This window comes from Parvibaculum sp. (assembly GCF_030651915.1).
In the GTDB taxonomy this organism is placed as follows: Bacteria; Pseudomonadota; Alphaproteobacteria; order Parvibaculales; family Parvibaculaceae; genus Parvibaculum.
Genome location: NZ_JAUSBV010000007.1, coordinates 119,580 through 137,329 on the forward strand (window position 1 = coordinate 119,580; position 17,750 = coordinate 137,329).

Here is a 17,750-nt window from a genome sequence, read left to right on the forward strand (position 1 = left end):
TCCTGCTCTTGAATTGTTATTTCTCCTGCGCTCAAGGCTTCTTGCCATCCGGCGGCCAGGCGACGACGCCATCCTCAAGCGGGATTTTCAGGCTCTTGAGCAGTTGCGAGAAAAGCGTCCAGTTGCCGATGGCGACAACCAGTTCGATACGTTCTTCGGCCGTTTTCAGGTGCGCGGCACATGCGGCCCAGGTGGCGTCCGAAATCATGCCGCCGTCGAGCGTCTCGTCGGTCGCGGCGAGAATGGCGCGGTCGGCGTCGGACAGGCAGGAGGCATTTTTCCAGTCCCGCGTCGCGACCAGATCCGCTTCCGGAATGTCCAGCATACGGGCGACCCGCCAATGCTGTGTCCATTCATAGAGTGATTTCGTTTTCCAGCCGATGCGCATGATGATGAGTTCCCGCAGTCTCGCATCGAGCTTGTTGCCTTGGAAAAGCAGGGTGGTCAGCGTCGAAGCAAGCTCGCGCGCTACATCGGGATGTCGGAGCAAAACCCGGAAGACGCTGAGTGGCGCCATTTGTTCGGATATGCCGGCTTTCGCTGCCGCGGCTGCCGCATCCGCCACAGACAGCAGGGGAACCCTGGGTGTTTCGTCAGCCATTATTTTTAATCCTCCCAAATTTGGCGAAGCCGGAAGTTTAGGTCTTCGCATCTTGCTTTTGAACCTGTATAACACATACAGGCATTAAAAAATATATATGTGTTATCGACGCATTGTCGGTGCCGACACGAAACGGGGAGTTGAAAATGTTGCCGAAAAAATCGATGGCGATGGTGCAGACGGCTCCGCGCAAACTCGAAGCCCGCGATTTGCCCATCCCCCAGATCGCCGACGACAGCGCTATCCTCCGTATCGAAGCTTGCGGCATTTGCGGCAGCGATTACGAACAATACGAAGGGGCCTTGCGGACTCCGATGCCGGTGATTCCGGGGCATGAACCTCTCGGAATCATCGAGGCGATCGGCGACAAGGCTGCCAGGCGCTGGGGTGTCGATGTCGGCGACCGGGTCGCCATCGAGACGATGTTGTCATGCCATTGCTGCGACACCTGTGTCGGCGGACATTATCACCTCTGCGACCGCCGCCAGATCTACTCATATATTCCGCTTACGGAGGCGCCGGGTCTCTGGGGCGCCTATTCGCAATATATGTATCTCGCGCCCAACACGATCCTTCACAAGATGGACAAGAACCTTCCGGCGGAGCTGGCGGTCATGTTCAATCCGCTGGGCGCAGGCTTTCGCTGGGCGGTGGAGATTCCGCAGACGCAGGTTGGCGATACCGTTTTGATTTTTGGGCCCGGACAGCGCGGGCTCGCGAGCGTCGTTGCCGCGCGTGAAGCCGGCGCGGGAAAGATCATAGTCACAGGACTTGCGGCCGATTCAAACAAGCTCCAGATGGCGCTCGCTCTTGGCGCCGATCACATCATCGATGTGCAGAACGAAAATGTTGTCGATCGCGTGCGGGCGCTGACAAACGGAAAGGGCGCGGACGTCATCGTTGAAGTCACGTCCTACGCGACTCAGCCGGTTCGTGATGCGCTGGATTGTGTACGTATGGGCGGAACGGTCGTCCTTGCCGGCGTCAAGGGATTTAAGCCTGTCTCCGACTTCGTGTCCGACCTTATCGTCATGAAGGAAATCACCATCAAAGGCGCAATCGGCGTTACGTCGTCGGGATACAAGAAGGCGATCGAGATGATCGAGCGCCGCAAATATCCTCTTGAACTCATGCATACTCATAATTTCGAGCTTGAGGAAGCTGAACTGGCGATCAAGACGCTGGCGCGCCAGATCGAGGGACAGGAATCCGTCCATTCATGTCTCATTCCGGTGACTTGATCAGTCCACAGGATATTTTTCAAATGGAAGGCCGGCGGCCGCTCATCGAAAAAGCCGCGTGCGGGGAACAAGGATGATGAGGGCAGATTCGTGAAGAATTTCAGCGACAAGGCCGCGATCGTCGGGATCGGCGAGACCAGTTATGTAAAGGGATCGGACCAGACGGCCGTGGCCATGATGCTCGATGCCGCCAGGCGGGCCATCGCGGATGCGGGGCTGAAGCCTAGGGACATTGACGGCATGGTGCCGCCGCCCGTCTATACAACGTCGGAGGAATTGGCCGCCAACCTCGGCGTCGATGTGCTGCGATATGCCTCGACGGTCAACATGGGAGGCGCGAGCCCGACCACGGCGTTGCAGAATGCCGCCATGGCCGTGGCCTCCGGCGTCTGCGACAACGTGCTGGTCACGCTCGGCTGGAACGGCTATTCGGCGCTGCGTCCCAAGGCGGGGGTGCCGCCAAGCCGGCCGATGAATATGAACACGCTGACTTCGACCATCCGGGGTTACTATCTTCCCTATGGCGTTCTGTTGCCGGTGCAGATGTATGCCTGGCTCGCGACGCGGCACTCGAAACTTTACAACGTCAGCCCCGAGGCGACGGGTTGGATCGCGATGGCGTGCCGCAAGCATGCCCAGCTCAACGACCGCGCCCTGACCTGCGGCCAACCGATGACGATGGATGACTACATGCGGTCGCGCATGGTGTCCTCCCCGTTCCGTTTATTCGATTGCTGTCTCGAAACGGATGGGGCCTGCGCCGTCGTGGTGACGAGCGCCGAGCGGGCGAAGGACTTGCCTCACAGGCCAGTCTATATCTCCGGCGCGGCCGAGGGCCATCCTTATCCTGCCGACGATATTCCGTCGCGGCCGGACCCCTTCAAGATCGGTTTGAGCTATGCCGCGCCGCGCGCTTTCGCCATGGCCGGTGTGACGCCGAAGGACATGGACTTTCTGCAGGTCTATGACTGCTTCACCTATGTCGTGCTACTGCAACTCGAAGCCCTGGGCTATTTCGAGCCGGGCGGCGCACTCGATTTCGTCAAGGATGGACAGATCGAACTCGGCGGCAATTTTCCGCTCAATACGCATGGCGGTCTTTTGAGCGAGGCGCATGTGTGGGGCCTCAATCATGTACTTGAGGCGACACGCCAATTGCGCGGAGATGCGGGCAAGCGGCAAATTCCGGACGCTGAAATCGGACTCGTGACCGGATGGGGTGATCTGGGCGATGGCAGCCTCGCGATTTTGAGGAGGTAAAAATGGAAATTCAGCAACCGAAATATCCTCAGCCCGCGACTGTCGATCCGGTCGACGCGGAATTCTGGAAGCTTTGCCAGGACGGCGTCCTGCGTTTTCAACAATGCAGCTATTGCGATACATGGCGGTTCCTGCCGCGTTACATGTGCGCAAAATGTAGCTCGCCGAATTACGAGTGGAAGCCGAGCAGCGGGCGCGGCCGCATTTTTTCCTGGACGGTGACCTACCAGCCCTTTCATCCGGCTTTCGCCCGCGACGTGCCCTATATAGCTGCGGTCGTGGAATTGGACGAAGGCGTCCGCATGGCGACGCGCTTGCTTGACTGCGACCCGGAGGCGGTGAAACTCGACATGCCTGTGACCCTTGTCTTCAAGGACATCGGCGACGGATTCAAGCTTCCGTGTTTCAAGCCTGCCTGAAATAAAAGTAGAGCCAATCGCCATCGACGCATCGGAGATCTGGAATGGATCTAGCATACGGCCCCAAATACGAGGCTTTCCGGGAAGAGGTCAGGGCGTTCCTGACAAAACACAAGGATCAGGCGCCGAGGGGCCTTGGCGCCGCCGGGCGTCCGTCTCCTGAAGCCTGTTCCTGGCAGCAACTGTTGATCCAGCACGGCTATGCGGCGCGGACGATTCCGAAAGACTATGGCGGCTATGGCGCCAAGCCGGACATTCTGGAATCGCGTATCATCGCGGAGGAATTTTCCAGCGCTCGTGTACCTTCTGCGTTGCAGAACCAGGGTATCTCCATGCTGGTGCCGACGCTTCTGGAACTTGGCACCGAGGAGCAAAAGAAAAAATGGGTGAAGCCGACGCTTCGCGGCGAGGTGGTCTGGTGCCAGGGATATTCCGAGCCGGGTTCAGGTTCAGACCTCGCCAGCCTTCAGACCAAGGCGACTGAAGATGGCGACGATTTCGTCATCAACGGCCAGAAGATATGGACCAGCACCGCGCACGAGGCGGACATGATTTTCTGTCTGGTACGCACGGAGCCTGATAAACCCAAGCATGAAGGCATTTCTTATCTGATCTTCTCGATGAAGACGCCGGGAATCGAAGTCCGTCCGCTCACTACCATGACGGGCCATGCCGAATTCAATGAAGTCTTCTTCACGGATGTGCGCGTACCGAAGACGCAGATCGTCGGCCAGCGCGGGCAGGGATGGCTCGTCGCCAACGCAACGCTGAAATACGAGCGCGGAATGCTGGGCGATCCGGCCGCCATGGAAACAAGGTTCCAGGCCCTTGTCGATCTGATGCGCGAGGAGACCGTCGACGGGCAGCGGGCCATCGACAATCCGATTTTCCGGGACCGCCTGATAAGGCTTCAGGCGGAACTTGCCGCCATGAAGTTCAATGGGCTCCGGCTGCTGACCAGCGCGAGCAGGGGTGAGGACCCCGGCTTGGCGCGTCTGATCGTGAAGCTTCAATCCTGCGAACTTACCCATCAAATATCGGCGCTCGCGATCGACGTCATGGGAGAGTTTGGCGTTCTTTACGACGACAGCCCCTATCTGCGCAGTCACGGCTCGTGGCAGTGGGGGTACATGTTTCAGCTTGGGCTCATCATCGGCGGCGGCACGGCGCAGATTCAGAAAAACATTATTTCGGAACGTGGGCTCGGTATGCCGCGCGAACCGAAGCTGGCAAAATAGGAATTCATCCGATGGAATTTGCATTGTCGGAAGAGCAGCGCCTGTTGCAGGACAGCGTCCGCCGTTTTCTCGAACAGAATGCGCCGCTCGACAAGGTGCGCCTTGCCGCCGGAAACACGCATACCGTTCAGCGGTCCCTGTGGGCGGGCGCCAGCGAGCTGGGCATCCCCGGAATGCTGATCCCGGAAGATTTTGGCGGCATGGGTCTGGGGTTTCTCGATGCGGCGATCGTTTACGAGATGATCGGACGGCATGTGGCGCCTCTGCCCTTTCTCGGGACCACCGTCATGGCGCCGCTCGCGCTGATGCTCGCCGGCAGCGAGGCTCAACAGGAAAAGTGGCTTCCGAAGATCGCTGCGGGTGAGATTGTCGCAGGCGTGGCCATCACGGAAAAAATCGGCATCCGCGAAGATGCGGGCGTGAAAGCCCTGAATGGAAAGCTCACGGGCAAGTCCCTCTTCGTGATCGACTGGGCTGAGGCCGATTTCTACATCGTGGCCGACAGCGACCATGGACTCCATCTCGTTCTGCCCGATGCGAAGGGGTTGTCGCGGCGGGCGCTCAACACCATCGACAAGACCCGATCGGTTGGCGAGCTTGTCTTCGATCGGGTTGCGGCCGAGCCCTTGCCACGATCCAGCGCCGACGCGGTAGCGCGGATGATAGATGCCGGCAGGGTCATGCTTGCAGCCGACACTCTCGGCGCGGGTCAGATGATGCTCGAAAAGGCGGTGGCTTATGCGGGAGAGCGCAAGCAGTTCGGCCGTGTGATCGGGTCGTTTCAGGCCGTGAAGCACCTCTGCGCCGAGATGGCGGCCGCTCTCGAACCATCGCGTTCGCTGGTGTGGTATGCGGCCCATGCGCTGGATGAAGTGCCCGGCGACGCGCGCCTCATGGCATGTCATGCCAAGAGCCACCTGTCGGAAGTGGGCCGCTTCGTCGCGCGCACCGCAACGGAGGTTCATGGCGGCATGGGCTTCACCGATTTGCTGGGCCTGCATTACTGGTTCAAGCGGATTGGGCTCGACCGGCAGTTGCTGGGCGGGCCGGAGTTGGTTCGTCTTGAAGCCGCGCGCTTGCAGGGCTGGGCTGCCTAGATCGCGACCAGGATATTGGGAAGCATAGATCCAGCTGTCGATGCGTGTTGCCGCGACGCACAGCGGCGCGGGAATATTTCCACCGGCCCGGCAATAAGAAGATACGCATGAATATCGACTTCACACCGGAGGATGAGGCATTTCGCGACGAGGTTCGCGGGTTTATCGCGGCGAATCTTCCGCCGGAATGTGCGGATTCGCCGACCCTGGGTGTGATGACCGACAAAAGCGTGGTCAAGCGCTGGCACAAGACGCTTTACGAAAAGGGCTGGGCCGCGCCCGCCTGGCCCGAGGAGTATGGCGGCACGGGATGGAACGCGACGCAGCGGTTTATATTCAACGAGGAAATCGCCAGAGCCAATGCACCGCGTTTGATGCCTTTCGGGCTGACCATGGTTGGCCCGATCATCTACACCTTCGGCAACGCCGAACAGAAGAGCCGCCACTTGCAGGGCATACTTTCGGGCGATGTCTGGTGGTGCCAGGGCTATTCCGAACCGGGCGCCGGTTCCGATCTCGCTTCGCTTAAAACGATGGCGGTGCGCGACGGCGATCATTACGTCGTCAACGGCCAGAAAATATGGACGTCCTATGCGCATGAGGCCGACTGGATTTTCTGTTTGGTGCGCACCGAACAGAGCGCCAAGCGGCAGGAAGGGATTTCCTTCCTGCTCATCGACATGAGGACACCCGGTATCGAAGTGCGTCCGATTATCTCGATCGCCGGTCTGCACCATCTCAACGAAGTGTTTTTTACCGACGTCAAGGTGCCGGTACAAAATCTCATAGGCGAGGAAAACAAGGGTTGGACCTACGCCAAGTACCTGCTTGTCCATGAAAGAACGAGTATCGGCGGCGTCTCCGAGTCCAAGAAGAAGGCTGCGCATATCAGGGCGATAGCACGAGCGGAGCGGAACGCGGATGGGGAGGCGCTGATGGACGATACCGCGTTCCAGCGCAAACTCGCTGGGATAGAAGTCAAGCTCACCAGTCTCGAATACATGAATCTGCGGATTCTCGCCGATGCGGCGGCCGGACCGCAATCGTCCCTGCTGAAGATCGTCGGTAGCGAGGTTCAGCAGGCTTTGGGCGAACTTGCCGTCGAAGCCGTCGGCTATTATATCGAACCGTTCGAGCAAGGAGCCCCGCCTGGCGACGTCAACGCACGGGGTATAGGCCCTGCCCATGCCAGGAACGTGTGGGCGGATTACGGCTACGGCCGCGCCGCGAGCATCTATGGTGGATCGAATGAGATTCAACGCGACGTCATCGCCAGGGTGATCCTTAATCTTTGAAAGCGGTGGACAATTCGGTTTTTGCCCGTTCGGATAAATTCATTATAATGAAAATGTAAACACCCGGATCGTTGCCGCGAAAGGTCAGTAGATGGATGTCGAGCTTACGAAAGAGGACGAAGCCTTCCGCGTGGAAGTCCGTCGATTTATTTCGGAAAACCTGCCCAGGGAACTCGCGGAGAGAGACACAGTGGGCGCGTCTGGCGAGCGCGGTGCGCTCAGGCGCTGGCAGAAGGACCTCCACGAGAAAGGCTGGGTAGCGGTCAATTGGCCCAGGCAGTATGGCGGCACCGGATGGACGCCGATGCAGAAGTTCCTTTTCAACGAGGAAATGGCGTTCGCCAATGCACCGCGGCTTTCTCCATTCGGCCTGTCCATGGTGGGGCCGGTGATCTACACCTTCGGCAACGAAGCGCAGAAAAAGCAGCATCTGGCGGGCATTCTTACCGGCGATGTCTGGTGGTGCCAAGGTTATTCGGAGCCGGGATCCGGATCGGATCTGGCTTCGCTGAAGACCAGGGCTGTGCGTCAAGGCGACCATTATATAGTCAACGGCCAGAAAATCTGGACTTCCTATGCCCATGAAGCCGATTGGATATTCTGTCTCGTGCGAACGGATGAGACCGCCAAACAGCAGGAAGGCATCTCGTTCCTTCTGATCGACATGAAGACGCCCGGCATCGAGGTGAAGCCGATCATTTCCATCGACGGCCTGCATCACTTGAACGAAGTTTTTTTCACTGATGTCAAGGTACCGGTGACGAACCGCATCGGCGATGAAAACAAGGGCTGGACCTACGCCAAGTTCTTGCTCGTCAACGAGCGCACTGGCATTGCAGGTGTTCCCGAGTCCAAGCGCAAGATCGCGCACCTCAGGAAAATCGCGAGACAGGAAAGGCTTGGCGATGGCGCGGCGCTGGCGGACGAACCGGCATTCATGACGAGGCTCTCCGAAATCGAGGTGAAGCTCACGGGTCTCGAATATACCAATCTGAGGATCGTTGCGGAGGAGGTGGCGGGCCGTCCCGCTGGCCCCTCTTCCTCGACCTTGAAGATTGTAGGGACCGAAGTTCAGCAAGCGTTGTCGGAGCTTGCCGTCGAAGCCGCCGCCTTCTACGCCATGCCATTCCAGAGGGAACATTTGACTGGAATCGCCAATGAAGCACCCGTCGGGCCCGCCTATGCGGTGAGCGTGACAAGCGCCTATAATTTCGGTCGCGCCGCTTCGATTTATGGCGGTTCGAACGAAATCCAGCGCAATGTCATCGCAAAGGCCGTCCTGGGACTTTGACGGACCATCCGGACATGCGAAGGGCCGCATCCGGGATGCGGCCCTTTTTTATGTCAGTCCGCCAATCCTTCGGGCTCAGGCGGCCTGCGAGTAGCGCCTGAGCTGGTGGTCGACATTGCCGAACTGGGTGTCGATCATCGTCAGGCGCTTGAAGTAGTGACCGACATTGAGCTCGTCGGTCATGCCCATGCCGCCGTGAAGCTGCACGGCCTGCTGGCCGACGAAGCGGCCGGCCTTGCCGATCTGCACCTTGGCGCCCGCCGCCGCCTTCACGCGTTCGGATTCGCTCTCGGAAAGCTTGAGATTGACCATATAGGTCATCGACACGGACTGCTCATAAGCCATGAACATGTCGACCATGCGGTGCTGCAGCACCTGGAACTTGCCGATCGGCACGCCGAACTGCTTGCGCGTCTTGCAGTACTCGACCGTCGCCTTGTTCAATTCGCCCATGCAGCCGACCGCTTCGGCCGAAAGTGCCGCGATCGCCTGATCGGTCACCTTCTCGACGAGGGCGAGACCCTTGCCTTCGGTGCCTATCAGCGCGTCAGGGCCGACCTTGACGTTCTCGAAGGTGATCTCCGAGGCGCGGCGGCCATCGACCGTCGGATAGTCGCGTGTCGAAACACCAGCGGCGTTTTTATCGACGATGAAGACCGAGACACCGTCGCGGTCGGGCTGGCCGCCGGACGTGCGGGCGGTGACGATGAGCTTCTGGGCCCAGGGTGCCGCGATGACGACCGCCTTGTAGCCGTTGATGACGTAGCCGGCGCCGTCCTTCTTCGCCGTGGTAACGAGATCGGCGAGGTTGTAGCGGCCCTGCGGCTCGGCATAGGCGAAGGCCCAGACCGTCGAGCCGTCGACGATGCCGGGAATGTGCGCCTCGGCTTGCGCCTTCGAGCCGCCTTCGCGGAGGAAGCCACCGGCGAGGACGACCGTCTCGACGAAAGGCTCGACGACAAGGTGACGGCCGAACTCCTCCATGAGGATCATGGTCTCGATCGCTCCGCCGCCAAGGCCGCCAAGCTCTTCCGAGAAGGGCGCGGCCAGAAGGCCGAGCTCGGCGAACTGCTTCCACATGGCCGGCGACCAGCCTTCGGCCGACTTCACGATCTTGCGGCGTGTGTCGAAGTCATATTTGTCGGCGAGCAGGCTCTGCACCGAATTGCGCAGCAGGGTCTGCTCCTCGCTGAACGAAAAATCCATTGTCGGTATTCATCCTTGCTTGGTGTTTGTCTTTGGCCTGACGGCCCGGTTCGATATGGTTGCTGGTATCGCCGTCAGCCGCTGATCGCGTCCGGCGGTCTCGTCTTGCTGAGGAGGTCATTGACAACCGGACCAAGCTCGGCCGGATCGAAACGGCGCTTCGGGTTAATGGCCGGCCCGCGGTGCCAGCGCTCGAAGACCGTCAGCCGCCCGCCCGTGGATTCGAAGACCTGGCCGGTTACGTCTTTCGACTCACTGCTTCCGAGCCAGACGACGATAGGCGCAATGTTGGCCGGATCGCGAGGGTTCCACTCACCCTCGGGCACCGCCACGGCATAGCCGAGGTCTTCCGTCATCCGGGTAAGCGCGCCCGGCGAGATCGCATTCACGGTGATGCCGTAGCGCGCAAGCTCCATCGCCGACGTGATCGTGAAAGCGGCAATGCCCGCCTTGGCCGCGCCATAATTGCATTGTCCCTGATTGCCCAGCAGGCCCGAAACGGAGGTTGTGTTGATGATGCGGGCGTCGACCGTCTTGCCGGCCTTTACCTGCGCCCGCCAGTAGTTCGCGGCATGGTGGGCCGGGCAAAACGTGCCTCTCAGATGAACCTTGATGACCGCATCCCATTCGTCGATCGTCATGTTGGTCAGCATGCGGTCGCGCAAAATGCCGGCATTGCTGACGAGCACGTCGAGGCCGCCAAAGGTCGAGATCGCCTGATCGACCATCCGTTTGGCGCCGTCCCAGTCGGACACGTCATCGCCATTGGCGACCGCCTCGCCCCCCATGGCCCGGATTTCCTTCGCCAGCGCCTCGGCGGGTTCGCTCGAGCGGCCCTCGCCTGTCCGCTCGCCCCCGAGATCGTTCACCACCACCTTGGCGCCCTGACGCGCGAATTCCAGGCAATGCTCCCGCCCGATACCTCTGGCGCCGCCCGTCACGATGACGACGCGGTCCTTGCACAATCCAGCCATCAGCTTTCTCCCGTCCCGTTATATTTTCTTTTCGCCTTGCCAGTATCTGTCGCGAACCGTCCGCCGCACGATCTTGCCCGTCGTCAGCCGCGGCAGATCATCCGCGAAATCGACGGACCGGGGGCGTTTATAGGCCGCCAGCCGCGTCGCGACGAAATCGAGTATGTCCTTGGCCAGCGCCTCGCCCGGCTCGTAACCTTCATTGAGCTGAACGACCGCCTTCACTTCTTCGCCCCATTCCTTGTTGGGCACGCCGACCGTGGCCACGTCCTTGACAGAGGGGTGCTGAAGGATCTCCTGGTCGATCTCGGCGGGATAGATGTTGACGCCGCCGGAAATAATGACCTCGGCGCTGCGGCCGGTCAGGAACAGGAATCCGTCCTCATCGACATAGCCCATGTCGCCCATGGTGAAGAAATCGCCTCGATAGACACTCGCGGTTTTTTCCGGTGCCTTGAAATACTCGAACCGGCCGGTTTCCGGCGCCTTGAAATAGACGGTGCCGATCTCGCACCGCGGCAATTCCTTGCCGTTCTCGTTCTGAATCTGCAGAACGACACCCTCCGTCGGCCTGCCCACCGAACCTGGCTTTTCCAGCCATTCGTCCGGATGAATAAAGACGCCACCGCCTTCCGTCGCGCCGTAATACTCGAAGACAACCGGACCGAGCCACTCGATCGTCTCCCGCTTCACATGCACGGGGCAGGGTGCCGCCCCGTGGAGGATCCACCTCAGCGTCGAGATGTCGTATTTGGCCCGGACCTCCGGCGGAAGAAGGAGAATGCGGTGAAGCATGGTCGGCACGACATGCGTATGCGTGATGCGATGCCTATCGACCAGCCGAAGCATTTCCTCCGCATCCCACTTGTCCATCAGTATCGCGCCGACGCCGGCCGAGAGCGGAAGCAGGAGATTGAGGGACAGCGGCGCAGCGTGATAGAGCGGCCCCGTCACAACCGCCAGGTCCGTGGCGTTGTTGAACCGCGCCGTCTCGATCATCTTGCTGAAAAGCGACGAGGCCGTCGGCGCGCTGCCCCGGTAGACGCCCTTCGGATGACCGGTCGTGCCCGACGTATAGAGCATCTGGCTGCCGATGATGGGATCGTCGATATTCGCGCCGGACTCGCGCGCGACCAGCGTGTCGTAAGAGGCAAAACCCTCGATTGGTCCACCCACGGCGAGCTTGATGCGCAGACCGGATGCCGCAGTGGCGGCCTGCGTCGCCGAGGATGCAAGCCATATATCCGCGATAAAAGCCTTCGCCTCGCAATTGTCCACGATATAGGCGACTTCCGCTGGCGTGAGATGCCAGTTGACGGGGGTCATCCGGAAGCCGGCACGTTGACAGGCCATGACAGTCTCGACGAATTCGGGACGGTTGATGCAAAGAAGCGCTACACCGTCGCCGGATTGGAGGCCGGCGCCCCGCAACGCCCCGACGAGCCGGTTGGCCTGTGCATTCAACTCTGAAAAACTGCGATTGCCTTTTTCGGATGAAACCGCGAGCCGATCCGGCGCCTGGGCTGCGTGCCAGGCGACGATCATTCCCTTCGATGCGGCATTCTCGAACGACAGGCTTGACGCGGCTGTCATGGTTCCTCCCTGAAGCGCTCATCCCCGGTTGCCGGCACGAGAGGCCAGCTTCGGATGGTTCAATCATCCGATTGGCTTTTTAAACCATTATAATGTTTTGCGGGATGCTGTCGATGGTCTGAAAGCAGCCGTGAAATCTCCCGCGCGTTGATGCGAAAGATCAGCTTGCCTCGACGTCAGATGATGCCGCCGGCCACCAGGGCGTCGATTTCGCTGTCGCTGAGCCCCAGCACGCCGCCGTAAATTTCGCGATTATGCTCGCCGAGCGTCGCGTTGGAGGCGCCCATCATCTGCGGCGTGCCGTGATACCGCAAGGGGCTGTTCGGTACCACGATGTGTCCCAGACTGTAGTGGTCGATCCATTGCAGCATGCCGCGTTCGTGCATGTGCGGGCTGTTCATCACTTCGACGAGATTGCGCACCGGCGCGGTGGGCAGGCGATACGCGCGCGATGCCTCGAAAATCTCGGCGCGCGTCAGGTTTCTCGTCCATTCCTCGACGACGGCGTCCGTCTCGTCCATATGCGTGACGCGGGCGGCGTTGTCGATGAAGCGCGGATCGTCCTTCAGTTCCCCGCGCCCCATGGCCTTGAGCAGGTTCGTCCAGTGGGCTTCGACCAGGCAAATGATCGCGACATGTCCGTCCCTGCAGGGGTAGACGTTGTAGGGCGAGATCGCGAGGCCGCCATGCCGGTTGCCGGTGCGCGGCGGCGGCGGCCCTGGATCGGACTGGATCATGCCGAGGTTGGAGGCAAGCGCCGGATAGATGGTTTCGATCATCGCTACCTCTACCATACGGCCGCGACCCGTCCGTTCGCGTTCGAACAGCGCCGTCATGATCGCACCGTAAAGATGGGTGCCGGAAATGAAATCGGCGACCGCGGGGCCGGCTTTCAGGGGCGGTCCGTCCGGAAATCCCGTCACGCTCATGATGCCGGATGCCGCCTGAACGGTAAGGTCCATGGCGAGGCTGTCCCGTTCCGGCCCTGACAGGCCGTAGCCCGTCGCCGAGGCGTATACGAGGCGCGGATTGACCTCGAACAGCGTTTTCGCGCCCACGCCGAGGCGGTCCATGACACCCGGAGCGTAATTCTCGATCAGGACGTCGCTGCGGCTGACGAGAGCCTTGAGAAGGTCGCATCCCCGCGGGCTCTTCAGATTGAGCGTGATGGCGCGCTTGTTGGAATTGAGCATGGCCATCGGCAGCGACGCCCCGCCGCCCAGCGCCTCGCGTATTCGCACCGGCTCGCCGTGGAGCGGCTCAACCTTTATGACATCGGCTCCGGCTTTCGCCATCAGGAAGGCGGCGTAGGGACCCTGATAGACCTGACCCAGATCGATCACCTTCACGCCTTGCAGCGGCTGCGGTCTCGCTTCATCGTCGTCCATGGCCGGGTCCGCCGTCGTCATAGCGATGCGCCGAAAAGATCGCGAGCCATGACCAGGCGCTGCACCTCGCTCGGCCCTTCGCCGATGCGCCGGATCCGCATCTCGCGGTACCAGCGCTCCAGCGGCAGATCCTTGGTGACGCCGTAGCCGCCGTGAATCTGGATGGCGCGATCGACGACGCGGCTGGCGCCTTCCGTGGAGAGAAGTTTTGCCATCGCGGCCTCGGTGCGGAAGGGCTCGCCGCGATCCGCCTTGCAGGCGGCGTCCAGCGTTGCCCACCTGGCGGTGCGTATGTCGATTTCGTTATCCACCACCATCCATTGCACGGCCTGCCGTGTGGCGAGAGGCGCCCCGAAAGTCTCGCGCAGTTTGGCGTACTCGACGCACATTGCTTGCGCCTTGATGGCGATGCCTATGCAACTGGCCGCATAAGGAATGCGCTGTCGGCTCAGCCGGTCGTTGGCGATTGCGAATCCCTTGTTCACCTCGCCCAGCACATTCGCTGATGGCACATGCATGTTCTCGAACTGAAGCTCCGTCGCATAATAGGCGGATCGAAGCGTGTGGACGACGCGGCGGACGTGAAACCCGGGCGTGTCCGTATCGACGATGAAGCAGGTAATGCCGTTGCGGCCCTTGCCCGCATCGGTCCGTGCGAAAACGATGCCGTATTCTGCCTTGTCCGCGCCGGAGATGAAAATCTTCGCGCCGTTGATGACCCAGTCATCGCCGTCCTTGACAGCCCGGGTTTGTATGGCGCGCGCCGGATCGGAGCCGCCGGACGGTTCGGTCAGTCCGAAAAAGCCGTGTTTCTCGCCATTCAGCGTCGGATAGAGATAACGCTTTTTCAGATCCTCGCTCGCCTCGTAAAGGTGGGCGAGCCCGGCGCCGCCGAAACTTCCGTAGCAGGGCGAATATAGGCCTGCGCGATGCTGCGAAATCTCGATCGCGATCAGCGTCATGGTGACGGTATCGATGTCTGGGCCGCCGTATTCGGGAGGAACGCCGAGGCCGTGCAGGCCCATGTCCTTCACCTTCGCGACGAGGCGCGCGTAATCGTCGGGACCGAGCCGACTCTCGTCGGGATCGAGCTTGTCTTCAAGGGGAGCGACTTCCTCGCGCACGAAGCGCCGTACCTGTTCGACGATGAGCCGCTGCTCGTCCGTCATGGCAAAATCCATGATCTTCCTTCCCTTGCTGTCGTCCGGCCTTCGCGGCCTTGTACTTTCTCGCGTCGTTTCGGATCCCTCAGCCAATGCTCAGCCGGCCGATTTTGCGGTTGCCTTCCAAGGCGTTTCCCGCCGGCAGCGATCCGTAGTCGGCCATATGGACCATCAGAAGTTCCTCGTAACGGCTCATGTATTGGCAATTTATTTCGACGCGGAAGAAAGTGCGGCGGCCGCGATGTTCTTCCAGCGCCTTGAGGAGTTCACCCCGCAACCCGAAAAGGGAACGCCCGCCTGCGAAACCGATGCGGAAGACATGTTCATTTTCGTCGGCGATCTGGTAGATGCCAAGCTCGCCGCCGAGCGCCGCGACGTTGGCGGCCGTAAGTTCCTGCCAGGCTTTTTTCATTCGAACGGACATGAGTCTTGTCGCCTTTTCTATTGGCCTTTGAAAACCGCCGTCCGGCGCTCGAGGAGGGCGGTAATGCCCTCCCGCGTGTCGGCACTGTCTCCCGCGGCGCGCACAAGCCGGTCTATATCCTCATGCGGTATGCCATCGCGGAAAGTCATGGCGCGCACCAGCACCGCCTTCATGGCCCGTAAGGAAAGAGGCGCATTGGCGGCCAGTCGGGAGACGATCTTCGAGGCCTCTTCCTCCAGTCCGGCGGCAGGCGCGATTCGGGCTATCAGTCCGAGTTCGTACATCCGGTGCGCGGTCAGCAGGTCGCCCAGCAACAGCATTTCCCGCGCACCGACCGGCCCGGCGACTTCGAGAATTTTCTTCGCCAAGAACCAGGTGGGGGCGAGGCCGATATTGGCGAGCGACATGCCAAATCGTGCGTCCGTGCTGGCGATGACAAAATCGCAGTGCAGCGCAAGTTCATTGCCGCCTGCGATCGCATCGCCCTGAACGACTGCGACCACGGGCAAGGGATAGGTCTCGATCGCGTGCAGCATCGTTTCGATGGATACCGCCCCGAGCGTTCCCGCGTCTCGCACGCGCAAATCGAGGCCAGAACAGAACACGGAGCCTTCGGCGCGAATAACGGTGACGCGTTCTTCCTCGGCCGGCGTCTTCCGAAAGGCGGCGGTCAGGCCCTCGAGCATTCCTCCGTCAAGGGCATTGCGCTTGTCGGCGCGTGCAAGCGTGATGGTCCTGACGCCGCCCGCGTTTTCAATCTTCACCGTCCCCAATCCGTTTCTCCTTCCCTCGCTCGCTCGACCTGTTCTTCCGATCGGCCGTAACCGCCGCTTCCGCCTTTCGTGGACGGGCTGGACGTTTCCCTCATGAATGCGCTAAGCAATAGGGAAATCATGATAAGGGAATAGGGATGGGTATCAACGGAAAATCCTACATAGTCGGCATCTACGAGCATCCGTGCCGCGCGGCGCTGGACAAGACACTGCCGCAACTTCACGCCGAGATCGCGAAGGGCGCGCTGGCGGACGCAGGTCTTTCAAAGGACGATGTTGACGCATATTTCTGCGCTGGCGACGCGCCCGGGTTGGGCCCGATCAACATGATCGAATATATGGGTCTCAATAATGTGCGTCATATGGACAGCACGGAGACCGGCGGGTCTTCCTACATCGTCCATGTCAATCACGCCGCGCAGGCCATCGCTGCGGGGCATTGCAATGTGGCGCTGATCACGCTGGCCGGCCGGCCGGTTGCCGATGCGAAAGAAGGCAAGCCCGTCCGTTACTACAACCAGCAAGCGCCGGACTTTCCGTTCGAAATGCCTTATGGCCCCAACGTCACAAATATGTACGCCATGTGTGCGATGCGGCATATGTACGAATACGGCACCACCAGCGAGCAGCTCGCATGGATCAAGGTCGCCGCATCCCACCACGCCCAGCACAATGAACAAGCCAGGCTCCACGACGTTGTGACCGTGGAGGATGTTGTCAATTCACCGATGATTGCCGATCCGTTGCACAGGCTCGACTGTTGCGTCATCACCGACGGTGGCGGCGGCATTGTGATGGTGAGCCCGGAAGTGGCGAAGTCGCTGAAGCGTACCCGCGTCAAGGTTCTCGGCGCCGGTGAGGCGCCCAAGCATCTCGCGGCGGGCCAGGTCGATCTGACCTATTCCGGCGCGTGTTGGAGCGGGCCCAAAGCTTTCGCTGAAGCCGGCGTCACGCCCACCGACATTAAATACGCCTCTATCTACGATTCCTTCACCATTACAGTGCTGGAAACGCTCGAAGATCTGGGTTTTTGCAAAAAAGGTGAGGGCGGGAAGTTCGTCTCGGACGGCAACTTGATTTCCGGCGTCGGCAAGTTGCCCTTCAACACGGATGGCGGAGGATTGTGCAACAATCACCCGGGCAATCGCGGTGGCATGACCAAGGTTCTTGAAGCAGTCCGCCAGGTTCGCGGTGAGGCTCATCCGAAGGTTCAGGTTCGCAATTGCGATATTGCACTGGCGCATGGAACCGGCGGGCTTCTGGGATCGCGTATGGGCAGCGCAACCGTTGTTCTCGGGAGTGAAGACGCATGAGCACCGACCAGAAAAGCAAGATTAACCTTGTAGTCAATTCCGAGAGCAAGCCCTACTGGGAAGGCGCTGCCAAGGGGCAGCTCCTGATCCGGACCTGCAACGCCTGCGGCAAGGCGCACCACTATCCGCGGACTATTTGCCCGCATTGCTTCTCGGATGACACGGCGTTTGTCGAGGCATCGGGCAATGGCGTGATCTACAGCTATTCGGTCACGCGGCAAGCCAAGCCGCCTTATGTCATCGCCTATGTTACGCTCGACGAAGGGGTCACGATGCTCACGAATATCGTCGACTGCGAAATCGACAGGATTCGGATTGGACAGAAAGTCAGGGTTAAATTCTCCGAGGCCGGTGACGGATACGCGCTGCCGGTGTTCACGTCCGCATGATGCGGCGTTTTCGTTGACCGGCATTCCGGCGGGCTCGATCCCTCGCCGGAACATTCGGCAACGGGCCGGTTGAGACAGGGACGGT

The 17,750-nt window shown here is 60.4% G+C and carries 17 protein-coding genes; 9 read left to right on the top strand and 8 right to left on the bottom strand.

Features of this window, described 5'->3' with window-relative positions; translation table 11 throughout:
* Nucleotides 1–31: 31 nt before the first annotated feature.
* A complete protein-coding gene (locus Q7V31_RS11070; protein ID WP_304734251.1) occupies nucleotides 32–601 on the bottom strand; it encodes a carboxymuconolactone decarboxylase family protein in 570 nt (189 codons plus the stop codon).
* A 146-nt stretch (nucleotides 602–747) separates the two neighbouring features.
* Between Q7V31_RS11070 and Q7V31_RS11075 the strand changes: the two genes are divergently transcribed.
* From Q7V31_RS11075 to Q7V31_RS11105, 7 genes are all read left to right on the top strand, one after another.
* Nucleotides 748–1,842 (top strand): zinc-binding dehydrogenase, encoded by a 1,095-nt coding sequence (locus Q7V31_RS11075; RefSeq protein WP_304734252.1) that lies wholly within the window; start codon nucleotides 748–750, stop codon nucleotides 1,840–1,842.
* A 90-nt stretch (nucleotides 1,843–1,932) separates the two neighbouring features.
* On the top strand, nucleotides 1,933–3,102 hold the full coding sequence (locus Q7V31_RS11080) for a transporter (RefSeq protein WP_304734255.1): 1,170 nt from the start codon (nucleotides 1,933–1,935) through the stop codon (nucleotides 3,100–3,102).
* Between the two features lie 2 nt (nucleotides 3,103–3,104).
* Nucleotides 3,105–3,521, top strand: coding sequence for a Zn-ribbon domain-containing OB-fold protein (locus tag Q7V31_RS11085; RefSeq protein ID WP_304734257.1), 417 nt, complete (start codon nucleotides 3,105–3,107; stop codon nucleotides 3,519–3,521).
* Nucleotides 3,522–3,565: 44 nt separating this feature from the next.
* Nucleotides 3,566–4,759: an acyl-CoA dehydrogenase family protein gene (locus Q7V31_RS11090; protein ID WP_293507220.1), complete on the top strand. Its 1,194-nt coding sequence runs from the start codon at nucleotides 3,566–3,568 to the stop codon at nucleotides 4,757–4,759.
* A gap of 11 nt (nucleotides 4,760–4,770) precedes the next feature.
* Nucleotides 4,771–5,856, top strand: coding sequence for an acyl-CoA dehydrogenase family protein (locus Q7V31_RS11095; protein ID WP_304734260.1), 1,086 nt, complete (start codon nucleotides 4,771–4,773; stop codon nucleotides 5,854–5,856).
* A 107-nt stretch (nucleotides 5,857–5,963) separates the two neighbouring features.
* The gene (locus Q7V31_RS11100) at nucleotides 5,964–7,151 is read left to right on the top strand and encodes an acyl-CoA dehydrogenase family protein (protein WP_304734262.1); all 1,188 of its coding nucleotides are present in this window, start codon (nucleotides 5,964–5,966) and stop codon (nucleotides 7,149–7,151) included.
* Nucleotides 7,152–7,242: 91 nt separating this feature from the next.
* The gene (locus Q7V31_RS11105; protein ID WP_304734263.1) at nucleotides 7,243–8,442 is read left to right on the top strand and encodes an acyl-CoA dehydrogenase family protein; all 1,200 of its coding nucleotides are present in this window, start codon (nucleotides 7,243–7,245) and stop codon (nucleotides 8,440–8,442) included.
* 75 nt (nucleotides 8,443–8,517) lie between these two features.
* On the opposite strand, the gene Q7V31_RS11110 is transcribed toward Q7V31_RS11105, so the two are convergent.
* From Q7V31_RS11110 to Q7V31_RS11140, 7 genes are all read right to left on the bottom strand, one after another.
* On the bottom strand, nucleotides 8,518–9,648 hold the full coding sequence (locus Q7V31_RS11110) for an acyl-CoA dehydrogenase family protein (protein ID WP_304734264.1): 1,131 nt from the start codon (nucleotides 9,646–9,648) through the stop codon (nucleotides 8,518–8,520).
* A 74-nt stretch (nucleotides 9,649–9,722) separates the two neighbouring features.
* Nucleotides 9,723–10,622 carry an SDR family oxidoreductase gene (locus tag Q7V31_RS11115; RefSeq protein ID WP_304734267.1) on the bottom strand — a complete coding sequence of 300 codons (900 nt, stop codon included), beginning with the start codon at nucleotides 10,620–10,622 and terminating at the stop codon, nucleotides 9,723–9,725.
* 18 nt (nucleotides 10,623–10,640) lie between these two features.
* The gene (locus tag Q7V31_RS11120) at nucleotides 10,641–12,215 is read right to left on the bottom strand and encodes an AMP-binding protein (RefSeq protein ID WP_304734269.1); all 1,575 of its coding nucleotides are present in this window, start codon (nucleotides 12,213–12,215) and stop codon (nucleotides 10,641–10,643) included.
* Nucleotides 12,216–12,391: 176 nt separating this feature from the next.
* Entirely contained in the window at nucleotides 12,392–13,624 is a 1,233-nt protein-coding gene (locus Q7V31_RS11125; RefSeq protein WP_304734270.1) for a CaiB/BaiF CoA-transferase family protein, read from the bottom strand.
* Complete coding sequence (locus Q7V31_RS11130; protein WP_304734271.1) at nucleotides 13,621–14,784, bottom strand: acyl-CoA dehydrogenase family protein; 1,164 nt, start codon at nucleotides 14,782–14,784, stop codon at nucleotides 13,621–13,623. Before Q7V31_RS11130 ends, Q7V31_RS11125 begins: the two co-directional genes overlap by 4 nt.
* 67 nt (nucleotides 14,785–14,851) lie before the next feature.
* Entirely contained in the window at nucleotides 14,852–15,190 is a 339-nt protein-coding gene (locus Q7V31_RS11135; RefSeq protein WP_304734273.1) for a hypothetical protein, read from the bottom strand.
* A 17-nt stretch (nucleotides 15,191–15,207) separates the two neighbouring features.
* On the bottom strand, nucleotides 15,208–15,954 hold the full coding sequence (locus Q7V31_RS11140) for an enoyl-CoA hydratase/isomerase family protein (protein ID WP_304734276.1): 747 nt from the start codon (nucleotides 15,952–15,954) through the stop codon (nucleotides 15,208–15,210).
* Between the two features lie 146 nt (nucleotides 15,955–16,100).
* On the opposite strand from Q7V31_RS11140, the gene Q7V31_RS11145 reads away from it, so the two are divergent.
* Together Q7V31_RS11145 and Q7V31_RS11150 are read left to right on the top strand one after the other, a co-directional pair.
* A complete protein-coding gene (locus Q7V31_RS11145) occupies nucleotides 16,101–17,276 on the top strand; it encodes a thiolase domain-containing protein (protein WP_304734277.1) in 1,176 nt (391 codons plus the stop codon).
* Nucleotides 17,273–17,665, top strand: a complete 393-nt coding sequence (locus Q7V31_RS11150) for a Zn-ribbon domain-containing OB-fold protein (protein WP_304734278.1) — start codon at nucleotides 17,273–17,275, stop codon at nucleotides 17,663–17,665. The genes Q7V31_RS11145 and Q7V31_RS11150 overlap by 4 nt, the downstream gene beginning before the upstream one ends.
* Nucleotides 17,666–17,750 lie beyond the last annotated feature (85 nt).

Coding starts and splice junctions, on each gene's coding strand:
- Q7V31_RS11145 (WP_304734277.1), top strand. CDS start 16,101: ATGGGTATCAACGGAAAATCCTACATAGTCGGCATCTACGAGCATCCG.
- Q7V31_RS11090 (WP_293507220.1), top strand. CDS start 3,566: ATGGATCTAGCATACGGCCCCAAATACGAGGCTTTCCGGGAAGAGGTC.
- Q7V31_RS11125 (WP_304734270.1), bottom strand. CDS start 13,624: ATGACGACGGCGGACCCGGCCATGGACGACGATGAAGCGAGACCGCAG.
- Q7V31_RS11150 (WP_304734278.1), top strand. CDS start 17,273: ATGAGCACCGACCAGAAAAGCAAGATTAACCTTGTAGTCAATTCCGAG.
- Q7V31_RS11115 (WP_304734267.1), bottom strand. CDS start 10,622: ATGGCTGGATTGTGCAAGGACCGCGTCGTCATCGTGACGGGCGGCGCC.
- Q7V31_RS11110 (WP_304734264.1), bottom strand. CDS start 9,648: ATGGATTTTTCGTTCAGCGAGGAGCAGACCCTGCTGCGCAATTCGGTG.
- Q7V31_RS11085 (WP_304734257.1), top strand. CDS start 3,105: ATGGAAATTCAGCAACCGAAATATCCTCAGCCCGCGACTGTCGATCCG.
- Q7V31_RS11130 (WP_304734271.1), bottom strand. CDS start 14,784: ATGGATTTTGCCATGACGGACGAGCAGCGGCTCATCGTCGAACAGGTA.
- Q7V31_RS11120 (WP_304734269.1), bottom strand. CDS start 12,215: ATGACAGCCGCGTCAAGCCTGTCGTTCGAGAATGCCGCATCGAAGGGA.
- Q7V31_RS11075 (WP_304734252.1), top strand. CDS start 748: ATGTTGCCGAAAAAATCGATGGCGATGGTGCAGACGGCTCCGCGCAAA.
- Q7V31_RS11095 (WP_304734260.1), top strand. CDS start 4,771: ATGGAATTTGCATTGTCGGAAGAGCAGCGCCTGTTGCAGGACAGCGTC.
- Q7V31_RS11070 (WP_304734251.1), bottom strand. CDS start 601: ATGGCTGACGAAACACCCAGGGTTCCCCTGCTGTCTGTGGCGGATGCG.
- Q7V31_RS11135 (WP_304734273.1), bottom strand. CDS start 15,190: ATGTCCGTTCGAATGAAAAAAGCCTGGCAGGAACTTACGGCCGCCAAC.
- Q7V31_RS11105 (WP_304734263.1), top strand. CDS start 7,243: ATGGATGTCGAGCTTACGAAAGAGGACGAAGCCTTCCGCGTGGAAGTC.
- Q7V31_RS11100 (WP_304734262.1), top strand. CDS start 5,964: ATGAATATCGACTTCACACCGGAGGATGAGGCATTTCGCGACGAGGTT.